Below are 13,351 nucleotides of genomic sequence, written 5' to 3'. Positions count from 1 at the left end.
GCCTAGGCGGAGGGGTCGAGAATGACGGAGCGCGTCAGGTTACGGGGCAGGTCCGGGTTCAGCCCACGGACGCGGGCACGTTCAAGGGTTACTTTGTGGACGCGGGCCAGTTCAGCCAGCGGGTGCTTGTCCGTGTGGATGTAAAGGGCACCGGTAGCAGCCATGTCCTTGTCAAGGCCCTCCGGCTGTGCGCCGAACAGCCAGGTCACGCGTCCTGGCGCAGCGATGGAGATGGGACCATGGCGGTATTCCATGGCCGGGTAGGACTCGGTCCAGCCCTGCACGGCTTCGCGCATCTTAAGTCCTGCCTCGTGGGCCAGGCCAACCGTCCATCCGGTACCGAGGAAGGTGAATTGCTCAGCATCCAGGAGTTCCTGCGGCACGGGACCTGTCACTGCGTCCCTTGCGTCTTCGATAGCTTGCTTCAGGTCAATGCCAAGGCTGGCGAGCAAGTACACCAGTGCCGAGGTAGCGAACCTGGTCTGCACCACGGATCGCTCATCTGCGTACGGGAGTCCGATCACGGTATCGGCCAGGTGAGCGATTGGAGACGCCGTATCGCCAATGATGGCGACAGTGGGGACGATGCCCTTCAGCCCCGTCAGGATCTCCAGCACCTCACTGGTGGTGCCGGACCGCGTAATGGCCACAACGGCGTCGTACTGGCGATCCACACTGTTGCTGTTCAGGAAAGCCTCCGACGCCGCGAAGGCATCAGTCACGCCTTTGCCCGCGGATTCACGGGCGGCAGCATAGCTCTGGGCCATGAACCAGGAGGTGCCACAGCCGATGACGGCGATCCGCTGACCGTCGGCGGGAAGCAACTTCTCAGCACCGGCCTGGTCGATGGCCCGCTGCCAGACGTCGGGCTGTGATACCAGCTCTTCTTCCATGAAGGCGCCCAGTGTGTTCTCGCTCATCGTGTGTTTCACTCCTGCTCATCCAGTGACGTTTTATGATCTATAGAAACACTAAACGATCAATTTCGATCTCACAAGGATCATCTACTGGAGTGGATCAGGCAATTGGGCGCGCCAGTAGTCAGAACGCTCGTGCGGTCCGGCGAGCGGAAACAGTGCAGGAAACAGTGAAGCGGAGCAGCGAGCGTCCAACCTGTCCCTGTTAGCCGATGATGGGCCGTTCTTCGGGCAGGTTGAACAGGCGGGGGCGGGAGGACAGCGCCAGTGCGGAAGCGACCGTGACGGTCCCGATACGGCCCGTAAACATCAGAACCATGAGTACCCACTCAGCCGATGGAGGAAGGTTGTACGTGATTCCTGTGCTCATGCCAACCGTGGCGAACGCCGAGATGGATTCGAACAGGACCTTCTCCAGGCTGTAGTCGGTGAACATGAGCAGCAGCATGGTTCCGGTAATGACCGCAGCAATGCCGAGCAGGGCTACCGAAAGGGCCTGCCGAACCGAGGCAGGGCTAATGGACCGGTGGGCTATGGTCACATCGTCCCGGCCCCGGACTTCGTTCCAGATGGCGAACGCCAGGAGGAGGAAAGTGGTGATCTTGATTCCACCCGCAGTTCCAGCGCTACCCCCTCCGATGAACATCAGAATGTCGCTGACCATCAGCGTCTCTGGTGAGGCCACCCCGTAGTCGATGCTGTTGAATCCCGCAGTGCGCGGGAACACACTTCCGGCGAGGGAACCGACGATCTTCCCCGGGAGGGACAGCGGCCCCAGCGTTTCGGCCCGGTTCCATTCGAACGCGGCGAACAAAACGAAGCCGGCAATGAGCAGGAAGACCGTACCGAAGACTGTAAGGCGCAAATGAACCGTCCAGTTACGGACCCGCAGTCCCCCGCCGTTGAGCAAATGGATGAGGACGGGGAAGCCGAGACCACCTGAAATGATGGCCAGGCAGATGGGGACCAGGATGTAAGGATCTTCGCGGAAACTGATCAGGTTGTCGCTGTAGAGCGCGAACCCGGCGTTGTTGAAGGCTGACACTGCGTGGAAGACGCCATGCCATAGCGCAACAGCTGGGTTGGAGTCGTAGGCGAACCAGAACCGGACAGCCAGGACTGCAGCCGTTACCGCCTCAAAAACGACCATGATCCGGGCAACCCGGAACAGCACGGAGCGGACATCCCCGAGATTGAGGGTGTGCGTTTCCGACTGCACAACAAGCTGGCCGCGCAAGCCGATGCTTTTGCGGACCAGCAGGGCCAGCAGGGTCGCGAGGGTCATAATGCCGAACCCGCCAACCTGGATCAATGCCAGAATCACGACATGCCCGAAAGGGGTCCAATAGGTTGCCGTGTCAACGGTAATCAGGCCCGTGACACACGTCGCGGACACGGCGGTGAACAGGGCCGTCATGAGCGAGGCTGGATCAGTGCCGTTGCGGGAGACAGGCAGCATCAGCAGGGTTGCGCCGAGGAGGATGACCGCCAGGAAAGCGAGGGGTACTGAGCGGACTGGGTGCGAAAGGGCGCGCCCAAAGACGTTCTCACGCCGTGTCTGTGGGTCCCGGCGCTTCCACCGCAGGCGTGTGTTGCCGTTCCCAGCCTGGGGTGGTCCAGGGGTCCGGTTCGGCTTTGGGTTGGCCGATGACTTGGGGTTAGCCGACGGCTTGGGGTTAGCCGACATGGATGCCTGGCCGAAGGTCGGGGTCGGGTTCGTTTTCGCGGATGATTTCCCGGACCACAGGAGCGGTGTCGCCGCGGCCCAGCAGCAGGTAGCGCATCAGGTGTGCCAGGGGGTTGCCTTCGGACCATTCGAAATAGGCGTGGGGACGAACGCCTGTGGCGTTGCGGAGAGCCAGGAGGATCGCAGCGATCGCGTTCGGCGCGGCGGGGCTTTGGGCGCGCAGGACGCGGTGACCGGCAACTTCGACGCCGGTAACGGTGAGGGTATCGCTGAAGCTGGACGGGTCACTAACGTCGATTTCGAGGAAGATGACGTCGGCGGAGCCAGGTACCGGGTTCATTTCGCGCTGGTCGGTTTCCTTGGCCGCGTATTCGGCAGCGTCCCGTGCTTGAGGGCGATTGGCAATGAGGTTGAGCCGGCCGTCATAGTCGAGGGAATCTGCGATAAAACGACGCGCATTCTCGTCGAATTGGATTCGATCCACCCGCAACTCGGTCGTCCGGCTGACCCTGGAAACGAGGGACACCACGATGATGCCCAGGATGAAGAAGCCGGAGATGGTGAGTCCGTCAGGTTTCTCAATGACGTTCGCTATCAGGGCGTAAAGCAAAATGAGAGTCAGGACTATGAAGCCGCCGGCGGCCCGCCGTCGTTTTCGGCGAAGGGCGGAGATCGTCACGGCAGCCGATCCGGAAACCATCATGGCGAGGATCCCCGTGGCATAAGCTCCTGCCTGGGCGTTCACGTCTGCTTTGAATCCGATGGTGATCAGGATGCTTACGGCTGTGTAGACGAGGACGACGGGGCGCACTGCCCGGGTCCAATCCGGAGCCATGCCATAGGACGGAAGATAGCGCGGGACGATGTTGACCAGTCCCGCCATGGCCGATGCCCCGGCAAACCAGAGGATGAGGATACTGCTGATGTCGTATACCGATCCGAATCCTTCACCGAGCCTTTGGTGTGCCAGGTAGGCCAAGGCACGGCCATTTGCTGCCCCGCCTTCCCGGAAAGCTTCTGCGGGTATCAGAACGGTCGTGACGAAGCTGCTGCCGATCAGATAGACGCTCATGATGACAGCAGCGGTCGTAAGGAGTTTGCGGGTGTTCCTGATACGGACGGCGAGCCGTTCCCCGGGTGTCGTACCGTTCGCCGAGACCAGTGGCATCATGCTGACGCCGGTCTCGAATCCTGAAAGGCCCAGTACGAGGAGTGGGAAGGCGACAAGGGCAGGCAGGACCAGACCAGCCCACCCAAGCCTCCACCGGACGCGGCAGTCAGTGCTTCGGACCAGGAGGACAACAGAGCCGGAGAAGCTGCGATGTCCACGATCCCAACGCCGATGATGATGGCGTTCAGTCCCAAAAACACGGCTACGAGCGGGATCGCCACGGCCACGGCCTCGCTGAAGCCCATCAGGAACACCCCGCCCAGGATCAGGAGGAGAACCACCGTCACGGCGACTGCTTGGCCTTCAAGGAAAGGCGGAAGGAACGGGTTCTCCAGAAGGTGTACTGTTGCGTCGGCCGCGGACAGTGTGATGGTGATGATCCACGATGTCGCAACAAAGCCGAGAAGGACGAGTACGAAAATCTTGCCGCGCCAGAAAGGCAGCAGGTTCTCCAGCATGGCCACGGATCCCTGTCCGTGGGGACTTTCCTTTGCCACCCTTCGGTACATCGGCAGCATGCCCAGCAATGTCAGAGCAACGATTAACAGGGTCGCCAGCGGCGAAAGCGCACCCGCTGCCAGGGCTGCTATGCCGGGTAGGTAGGACAACGTTGAGAAGTAATCGACACCCGTCAGGCACATGACCTTCCACCAGCTTTGTTGGGTGGCATGGTCCTCAACGGATTCAGGACCGACGGGCTGATGGACACGGTGTTCCAACAACCATCGCACCAGCGGATTTCCTGATTGCCGTTTGCGTTCAGGGTTTGGGATGCTGTCCGGAATGTCCTTCCGGGCCGATGTTGTCACTGCCTCGTCTTCCTGTCTGCCGACGTGATCCCGGGGAGCGTAGCACCGGAGAAAACGTGGAAACAGGAAAATCGGGGATCCTTTACGGTTCCTTTACGCCCCGCCCCCTTCACGCCGGAATTGTGTTCCAGCACGCGGGATGCCCGCGGCAACATTTGCAGCCTCCTCATAGCTGGAGGGTAACTTTTGGCGGAAGGCGGCATCAGCGTCCACACGGAGCACGTCGGCGGCCAGCACCCGTACGTGAACAAGCTCCTCGTAGGATTCGCTGCAGCCGAGGACGTCTCCACGAACGTTGGGTCCGTGAGAAGCCGGGTCAGAGGATACCTGGAAAATGATCCACCAGGTATCGCCGGCATTGTCCCTGAAGAGGTAGCCCCCCGGAGGGCGATACGCTGCGCCGTCTACACCGCGTCCTCCGTAACCCTCCACTGAGTCCGGCGGTGCAGCGAACCTCACTCCGCCGTCGGTATCGCCTTGATGCGGGCCCATGCGGGAACACCTCCTTGGTCAGCCGACGTGGACCCACGGGCGTTGGGTGACATCGGGCACTGCCTCACGCAGCACTTCCCTTGTGACGGGAGCGATTTCGCCCTCGCCCAGGAACAGGAAGCGCAGGAGATTGGTGAAAGGATTTCCTTCGGTCCACCGGAAGTAGATATGTGGCATGAGCCCGGTGACGTCCCGGATATGGAGCAGGACGGACGCGATCGTGTTAGGTACCACGGGGCCGTGGACCTCCAGGATCCGGTACCCGTGCCGCGTCACGCCGTGTACTTGTAGTTCCGTTTCGAAGTCAGATGAATCGTCGACGATCACTTCGAGGAAGATGGCTTGCTGTTCCAGCGGCAGATGGCTGACCTCGATCGCTGAAGTGAGCTTGTCCCGGTACGCTTCGGCGGTGAGCCGCAGCGGTTCGTGGGCGATGATTGCGATGGGGCCTTCGAGGGTGTCGGACATGAATTCCAGGGCCTGGCGATCCAGATGGACGCGTGTGGCGTGGAGTTCGAAGGAGCGGCGGATGCGCGAGAGCAGGGAAATCACGATGATGCCCAGAATGAAGACTCCGGCGATCCTGATGCCCTCGGGCCGTTCGAAGATATTGGCGATCGTGGTGTATGTGAACACCAGGGAGATGATGCCAAAGCCCATGGTGCGTTTTCGCTGCCTGCGCCGGCGTGCAGAGAGCGTGACGGCAACGGCTGCCGAGGTCATGAGCACAAGAACGCCGGTGGCGTAGGCGCCGCCCTGGGCATCGACGTCGGCTTCAAAGAGGAAGGTGATGAGGAAACCGATGAGGGTGAAGACGAGCACCAGGGGGCGGACGGCTTTGGCCCAGCCTGGGGCCATGCCGTATCGGGGCAGGTATCGCGGGACGAGGTTCAGCAGTCCGGCCATGGCGGAGGCTCCGGCGAACCACAGGATTGCGATGGTGCTGATGTCATAGATGCTGCCGAATCCCACGCCGAGGTACTCGTGGGCGAGGAAGGCCAGGGCGCGGCCGTTGGCTTGTCCGCCGGGTTGGAATTCCTGTTCCGGGATCAGTACGACGGTGATGAAACTGGTGGTGACCAGGAATCCGCTCATGATGACAGCTGCGGTGGTGAGCATTTTGCGGGTTCCGCGGATGCGGCCTTCGGGGTTTTCCTCTGTGTCGGTGTCGTCTCCGCGGACCTGGGGCATGACGGCGACGCCTGTTTCGAAGCCTGACAGGCCGAGGGCAAGTTTGGGAAAGACGAGCAGGGCGATTCCCACCACCATGACCGGGTCCCCGTGCGAGGTCCAGAGCGCGTTCCACCAGCCGCCCATGGCCACCGGGTGCGTGAATACCTGGGCGAGGGTTACGGCCACGACCACGGCATTCAGGCCCAGGTAAAGGACGACGAGGACGACGGCCACTCCGATGGCTTCCTTGAAACCTCGGAGGAAGACCGCAGCCAGCAGAGCCAGAAGGAAGAGCGTGACGAGGATGTTCTGGCCCTGCAACCAACCTGGGGCGACAGGGTTCTGGATCAGGTGTGCACTTGCGTCCGCGGCGGAGAGGGTCATGGTGATCATGAAGTCGGTGGCGGCGAATCCGAGCAGGATGAGGACGAAGAGCTTGCCGCCCCAGCGTGGCAGGAGGCGTTCAAGCATGGCAATGGAGCCTTCGCCGCGATGACTTTCCCGGGCCACGCGGCGGTAGACGGGCAGGGCGCCGAACAGGGTGACGACGATGAGCACCATGGTCGCCAATGGTGAGATCACACCGGCGGCCAGGGCCGCGATTGCCGGCTGGTAACCCAAGGTGGAGAAGTAATCGACGCCGGTCAGGCACATGACCTGCCACCACGGATGCTTCTTCTCATTGGCCGCAGTTAGTCCGCCGGGACCCTGGTGCGTGCCTTTGCTGTCCTGGAGCCCGAACAACAACCAGTTTTTCAGCGCGGCTTTGCCGCCCGGCTTGGGCGCCGACGGGTCAGCCGGGGGCCTGCTCAACGTGGTCATGGTTTCCCTTCCGCGCGGTCAATGCACCGCGGTCACAGCCGAAGCTAACACCGACAGAAGGCATTGAAACGGGATAGGCATTTCTATTTACGAATCATTTACGCCCCTCCGGAACGCCCCGGCTGTCCCTTGAAGACATGCCCGTCGCTGCCGGTTACGGCTCGAAGCGGTAACCCATTCCGGCCTCGGTGAGCAGATGCCTGGGACGGGCAGGGTCGGCTTCAAGTTTGCGTCGCAGCTGTCCCATATAGACGCGGAGGTAATGCGTTTCTCCGTCGTAACCCGGGCCCCAGATCCTGGCAAGCATCTGCTGCTGGGTGATGAGCCGTCCCGGGTTGCAGACCAGCAGTTGCAGGATGGCCCATTCCCGCGGGGTCAGCCGTACTGGTGAGCCATCGCGTGTCACTTTCTTCTTTTCGAGGTCCACTGCGAAGTCCCCGACGTCGACAATCACAACTTGTTCGCCGCCGTCGGACGTGCCCAGACGGCGTTCGGCCACGCGTAACCGTGCCAGTAGCTCATCCAGGCCAAACGGTTTCGTGACGTAGTCATCCGCGCCGGCATCCAAAGCGCGGACTTTGTCCACGGACCCTTGCCGGGCAGACAGGACAATGATCGGGGTACTGCTGGAACGGCGGATCGCAGTGATGACGTCAACGCCATTAATGTCCGGAAGTCCAAGATCCAGAACGATGAGGTCCGGGTGGTTGGCCGTGGCCTGCTGCAGAGCAGCGGTGCCGTCCAGTGCCGTGAGCACTTGATATCCCTCAGCACGCAGATTTACCTGCAAAGCGCGCAGCAGTTGGGGTTCGTCGTCTACGACGAGTACAGTCCTCATGGCTCCCTTCGTTCCGGGGTGCCGGGTGCGTGATGTGGGTTTCCGTCCCCGGTGGAAAGAGGAAGGCGGATGACAACGGTCAGTCCCCCTCCTGGTGTCGGTTCCGCCCTTAGTTGGCCGCCCATCGCTTCGGTAAATCCTTTCGCAACGGCCAGTCCGAGTCCTATTCCCAAGCCCGCCGGCGCGTCGTCCAGCCGCTGGAACGGCTCAAACATCGCGATCACATCCGCGGCGGCCACCCCCTGGCCGTGGTCCACAATCCTCAGTTCTCCACAGGGGCGTCCTTCAATCGTGGCAACCCCTGGCCTATTGGCTGGTCCATTGGCAGGTCCCACGATGGCGATATCCGAGCCCGCCGCGTATTTCAGGGCATTCTCGACGATATTGGCAATGACGCGTTCCAGCATGCCGAGGTCGGCATCAATGGCTGGCGTGTCAGGAGCCAGATCGATCCGGATCGCTCCTGCCGGCAGACCCCGCAGCGCATCTTCGATGGCATCACGCCAGGTCACCGAAGATGTGAGCGGGGCGGTGGATCCGCTGGAGATCCGCGACATGTCCAACAGATTGCCCACCAAGGAGTCAAGACGGTCCGCGTAGGAGTCGATGGTATGGAGCATCTCGTCCTGCACGTCTTCGGCAAGCCGTCCCTTCTGGCGCTGCAAGGCGGTCACGGCCAGCTTGATTCCGGCCAATGGCGTCCGCAAGTCGTGGCTGACGGCATTCAAAATGGACGTCCGTATGCTGTTGCCCTCAGCCATTTTCGTGGTCGCCTTCAGCCGGAGCTGGAGTGCATGACGTTGCCGGAGTAAAAGCAGGTGGGTCGCGTGTGCCGCCAGCAGCCGCCGCTCTCCGGCGGTGAGGGTCCTGCCGGAAACCACAAGGGCCGTCCCGGTATCTGCCATCTCATACGCACCGCCGCCTGATTCAGCCGAGCCCGGAGGCTTTGGCTGCGGTTCACCCGACTGGGCCTGGAGTTCCCAGCCCTCGCCTGTTCCGGGGGTCCTGGTAAACAAGCCCACCGAGCGGACCTGAAAGGTCTCCCGGACCTTATCCAGAAATGCCGCAATGGTGTCGTTCTCGATCAGGGCGTCCCTCGCCAACTCCAACAGTGTCCCCGCCTCGGCACGGGCATGAATAGCCTCCTGGGCCCGCTTGGCCGAGAGGCCTACGACCAAGGACACAGCAATCCCCGCCCCCAAAAACACGAACAAGGCAAACAGAATCTGCGGGTCATTGATTCTGAAAGTCCCGACCGGTTCGGTCTCGAAATAATTCAGCAACAACGAGTCCAGAATCGCGGCCAGCACGGCAGGCCAGAGACCGCCGATGAACGCCACCGCCATCACTCCGGTCAAATGCACCAGTACATGGGTGGCAAAGTTCAGATCCGGGGCTAAGGACATCACCGTCGTGGCCAGTACGGGGATGAGTACCGCCAAAATAAACCCCGCCGTGGTCCTGGCCCGGCCCAGCCCTCCTGAGCGTATCCGAAGAATTCCCCTTGCCATGTCCACAGTCTGTCAGCTGTGCCAGCGTTCTGGCTGAATGCTGGATCAGAAAGGGCGACGTCCCCACCGGAACGCCGCCCTACCTTGCTTTCAACCTGCCTTAGACGGCGCGAACGCCCGCCCGCCACACAGAATGCGTCAGGGGAATCCCTGGCCGGTACGCCAAGTGCGTTGCCGACGGCGCCTTCAGCATGTGAAGGTCCGCGCGATGACCGACGGCGAGCGAACCCACCGCCCGTTCGCCGTCGACGTCGTTCCCTGACTCCCGACCCAACGCCAGCGCGCCGCCGTACGTCGCCGCCCGGACCGCTTCATGGACGCTGAGGTGCATCTGCAGGACCGCCGTGGTCACACAGAAGGCAATGGAACTCGTGTAGGAGGTGCCAGGGTTGCAGTTGGCGGCCAGGGCGATCTGGACGCCCGCATCGATCAGCTCCCGGCCAGGCGCGAGCGGCTGTCGCGTGGACAAGTCACAGGCAGGCAAGCACGTTGCGACGGTTCCACGGACGCCACTGCCCGTGGCCGGGTCCCATCCCGCCCAGGTTCCCGCGAGCGCGTCAATGTCCTTGTCCGAAAGATAGTTCACGTGGTCCACGCTGGCGGCCGCGAACTCCACGGCCAACGCCACACCTGGCCCCTCGCCCAACTGGTTGCCATGCACGCGCAGTCCCAACCCGGCATCCCGGGCAGCCGTCAGGACCCGGCGCGACTGCTCCTCCGTGAAGGCACCGCGCTCGCAGAACACGTCCGCCCAGCGCACGTGCGGCAGGACGGCGTCGAGCATTTCACCGCAGACCAGGTCCGTATACTCCTCCGGATCGGAGCCGGCCGGCACCAGATGCGCGCCGAGATAGGTGACCTCGTCCACCAGCGCCGCGGCGATGCGTGCACTCCGGGCTTCGTTCTCCACGTCCAAGCCGTAGCCGGTCTTGCTCTCAAGGTAGGTAGTTCCCTGCGAGACGGCTTCCTCCACCCGGTCCTGCACCAGGCGGGCGAGGTCGTCGTCGCTAACGCTGCGCGTGGCACCCGTGGTGACGGCAATCCCGCCGGCGCTATAGCTCTGCCCTGCCATCCGGGCCTCAAACTCGGCTGTGCGGTCACCGGCGAAAACGAGGTGGGAGTGCGAGTCGACCCAGCCGGGCAGGACGGCGCGGCCTTCGGCGTCGATCTTTGTATCGGCCACGGGAGCATCGTTGCTGGACCCGATCCAGGCAATGCGCTCGCCTTCGAACACGATCGCGGCGTCCTTGAGGACACGATGCTCCAGGTCCTGGGTCATCAGCTCGCCGATGTTGGTGATGAGAGTGCTGTTTTGTCCTGGACTGCTGATTCCGCTCATGTCCCTATTGTTCAGCGCCGGATGGACCAGCGGACGGCCGCAAGCTGCTCAGCTGTCCGGGATTCCGGACTGTCGGCCTCTACGTTTCCCAGGATGAGGTCTGCGGCAAGTTCAGCGATGGCCGAGGACGTCTGGAATCCATAGCCGCCCTGCCCCGCCAGCCAAAAGAACCCCTTCGCTTCGGCGTCGAAACCAACCACGGGGATTCCGTCCGCAGCTTCCGTGCGCAGCCCCGTCCACGCCCGGTCCACTGAACGGATGCCCAAGGATGTCAGTGAGTTGAGCTTGCTGATGAGTTTGTCCACATCGCCGGCATAGGGTTTGGCGTCTTCGGCACCGCTGGGCACGGTTTCCGACGGAGAGATGAGCACCTGGTCACCCTCGGCGCGGAAGTAGAACGAGTGGTCGGCGGCAGCCACCATTGGCGTTTGCCGCGTCAACGATTGCTCGACGTTCACAATCGCCGCAGTCCGCCGATACGGCTGCAATCCCAGCTTCTCCACGCCGCTGATAACGGCCAACTCATCCGCCCACGCACCTGCGGCGTTAACCACGACGGCGGACTGGAAACCTTCCGTTCCGGCACCCACCTGCCAGCCGCTTCCGAGCCGCTGGGCCGAGTGAACGCGCGCACCGGTGATGATGTCGGCCCCGGCGGCCTCGGCCCTCGTCCGGTGATCTTCCAACAAGGCGGGTGCATCGCAACCAAACGAGCCATTGTCCAATCCTGCCGCCGTGAACGAGTCCGGCTTCAGGACCGGGCAGAGCTGCATGGCTTCTGCATGGGTGATTGTGTGCATGTTGCCGCTGGCCTCTGCCTGGACAGTTTCCTCATCGCCCACCAGCATGAAGCCGCGCGGGGTAAGGACGGGCTCAGGAAGTTCGGCGTCGCGCGCCCTCATCATTTCCAAGGTCCGGACAGTCAACTCCTGCACCACGGGCGGACCGTAGCTTGGGATCAACTGGCGGGCCGACCTCGAAGAAGTATGGAAAGCCAACGACTGCTCCGCCTCCACCAGTGCCACAGTGCACTTCCCTGCAAGCGCGGACGCCAGGGAAAGCCCCGCAATGCCGCCGCCAACGATTACCACGTCATAATTCGAAGCCATGGCTCCATCCTGTCAGAAGGCATGACGGGTGCCCAGATCGATGCGCTCTCACATCCAACCCCCAAACGGCCCGATCTTCTCTCACATCCAACCCCCAAACGGCCCGATCTTCTCTCACATCCAACCCCCACCGGCCCGATGCTCTCTCCCTTGCGTCAAGAAAGTGAGTGAACATCCGCCGGAAGCCCGCAGGATGTGAGAGCGGATCCGGTCAAAAGGGGCAGGATGTGAGAGAACATCGGGGGCAGGGCAGCTTACGCGACCGCTGCGCGACTCTTCACGAACGCCTGAACGCACGCTTCGACGTCGTCCGCGCTGTGTGCGGCGGAAAGCTGGACGCGGATGCGGGCCGCTCCCTTCGGCACCACCGGGTAGCTGAAGGCGGTGACGAACACACCGTGACCGAGCATCTCGTCGGCCACCTTTGCGGCCACGACGGCATCCCCGAACATGACGGGAATGATGGCGTGTTCGCCGTCGAGCAGCTCGAAGCCTTCCTCGCTCATGCGGCGACGGAAGAGGGCAGCGTTCTCGAACAGGCGGGTGCGGAGTTCACCGGATTCCTGCACGAGCTCGATCGCCTTGATGGTGGCGGCCACGATGGCGGGCGCCAGGGAGTTGGAGAACAGGTAGGGGCGAGCTTTCTGGCGCAGCATCGCGACGATCTCGCCACGGCCGGAAACATAACCGCCGGAGGCGCCACCGAGGGCCTTGCCGAAGGTACCCGTGAAGATGTCCACGCGATCCGAAACACCAGCGTGTTCGGGAGTACCGGCACCCGTGGGGCCCATGAAGCCGACGGCGTGGGAATCGTCCACCATGACAAGTGCGTCGTGCTTCTCGGCGAGGTCACAGATGGCTTCAAGCGGCGCGAGGTAGCCGTCCATGGAGAACACACCATCGGTGACGATGATCTTCCGACGGGACCCCTCGGCCTCAACGAGCTTGGCCTCAAGGTCAGCCATGTCCTGGTTGGCATAGCGGAAGCGCTTGGCCTTGCTCAGGCGAATACCGTCGATGATGGATGCGTGGTTGAGGGAGTCCGAGATGATGGCGTCTTCAGGGCCGAAGAGCGACTCAAACACGCCGCCGTTGGCATCGAAGCAGCTGGAGAACAGAATCGTGTCCTCGGTGCCCAAAAACGCCGAGACACGCGCCTCGAGTTCCAGGTGAAGATCCTGGGTGCCGCAAATGAAGCGCACAGAGGCCATGCCAAAGCCGCGCTCGTCCATCGCGGACTTGGCTGCGGCGATGATGTCAGGGTGGTCGGCAAGGCCAAGGTAGTTGTTGGCGCAGAAGTTCAGCACGGTGTTGGCTGGCTGGCCGAGTTGGCCTGCGGCGATGTGGCTGGCCTGCGGGGAATCGATGTGGCGTTCAGTCTTGAAGAGGCCCGCGCTGCGGATCTCGTCGAGTTCGCCTTGGAGTTGGTCTTTGATGGCTGAGTACATGGGGTGCTCCTGAATACGTCGGGAAGGGTTCGGTG

General features: G+C 62.4%; 11 protein-coding genes. All 11 read right to left on the bottom strand.

What is annotated here, in order from left to right; all coding sequences use genetic code 11:
* Positions 1 to 2 precede the first annotated feature (2 nt).
* Positions 3 to 920, bottom strand: a complete 918-nt coding sequence (locus tag LDN82_RS07495; RefSeq protein ID WP_224166922.1) for an SIS domain-containing protein — start codon at positions 918 to 920, stop codon at positions 3 to 5.
* A 202-nt stretch (positions 921 to 1,122) separates the two neighbouring features.
* Entirely contained in the window at positions 1,123 to 2,604 is a 1,482-nt protein-coding gene (locus LDN82_RS07490) for a potassium transporter TrkG (protein WP_224166921.1), read from the bottom strand.
* Positions 2,594 to 3,775: a hypothetical protein gene (locus LDN82_RS07485; RefSeq protein WP_224166920.1), complete on the bottom strand. Its 1,182-nt coding sequence runs from the start codon at positions 3,773 to 3,775 to the stop codon at positions 2,594 to 2,596. The genes LDN82_RS07490 and LDN82_RS07485 overlap by 11 nt, the downstream gene beginning before the upstream one ends.
* The gene (locus tag LDN82_RS07480; RefSeq protein WP_224166919.1) at positions 3,772 to 4,584 is read right to left on the bottom strand and encodes a hypothetical protein; all 813 of its coding nucleotides are present in this window, start codon (positions 4,582 to 4,584) and stop codon (positions 3,772 to 3,774) included. Before LDN82_RS07480 ends, LDN82_RS07485 begins: the two co-directional genes overlap by 4 nt.
* A gap of 93 nt (positions 4,585 to 4,677) precedes the next feature.
* Positions 4,678 to 5,076, bottom strand: coding sequence for a hypothetical protein (locus LDN82_RS07475; RefSeq protein WP_224092085.1), 399 nt, complete (start codon positions 5,074 to 5,076; stop codon positions 4,678 to 4,680).
* An 18-nt stretch (positions 5,077 to 5,094) separates the two neighbouring features.
* Positions 5,095 to 7,071 (bottom strand): amino acid transporter, encoded by a 1,977-nt coding sequence (locus LDN82_RS07470; RefSeq protein WP_224166918.1) that lies wholly within the window; start codon positions 7,069 to 7,071, stop codon positions 5,095 to 5,097.
* Positions 7,072 to 7,225: 154 nt separating this feature from the next.
* The gene (locus LDN82_RS07465) at positions 7,226 to 7,909 is read right to left on the bottom strand and encodes a response regulator (protein ID WP_224092072.1); all 684 of its coding nucleotides are present in this window, start codon (positions 7,907 to 7,909) and stop codon (positions 7,226 to 7,228) included.
* A complete protein-coding gene (locus LDN82_RS07460; RefSeq protein ID WP_224166917.1) occupies positions 7,906 to 9,420 on the bottom strand; it encodes a DUF4118 domain-containing protein in 1,515 nt (504 codons plus the stop codon). The genes LDN82_RS07465 and LDN82_RS07460 overlap by 4 nt, the downstream gene beginning before the upstream one ends.
* A gap of 100 nt (positions 9,421 to 9,520) precedes the next feature.
* Positions 9,521 to 10,759, bottom strand: coding sequence for an imidazolonepropionase (gene hutI / locus LDN82_RS07455; protein WP_224166916.1), 1,239 nt, complete (start codon positions 10,757 to 10,759; stop codon positions 9,521 to 9,523).
* 11 nt (positions 10,760 to 10,770) lie between these two features.
* On the bottom strand, positions 10,771 to 11,868 hold the full coding sequence (locus LDN82_RS07450) for an FAD-dependent oxidoreductase (protein WP_224166915.1): 1,098 nt from the start codon (positions 11,866 to 11,868) through the stop codon (positions 10,771 to 10,773).
* Between the two features lie 254 nt (positions 11,869 to 12,122).
* On the bottom strand, positions 12,123 to 13,316 hold the full coding sequence (locus LDN82_RS07445) for a glycine C-acetyltransferase (RefSeq protein ID WP_224092061.1): 1,194 nt from the start codon (positions 13,314 to 13,316) through the stop codon (positions 12,123 to 12,125).
* Positions 13,317 to 13,351 lie beyond the last annotated feature (35 nt).

Source organism: Arthrobacter sp. StoSoilA2 (assembly GCF_019977195.1).
Lineage (GTDB): Bacteria > Actinomycetota > Actinomycetes > Actinomycetales > Micrococcaceae > Arthrobacter.
Note: the sequence above shows the minus strand (reverse complement) of the source record. Positions and strands in the feature narration are given on the sequence as shown.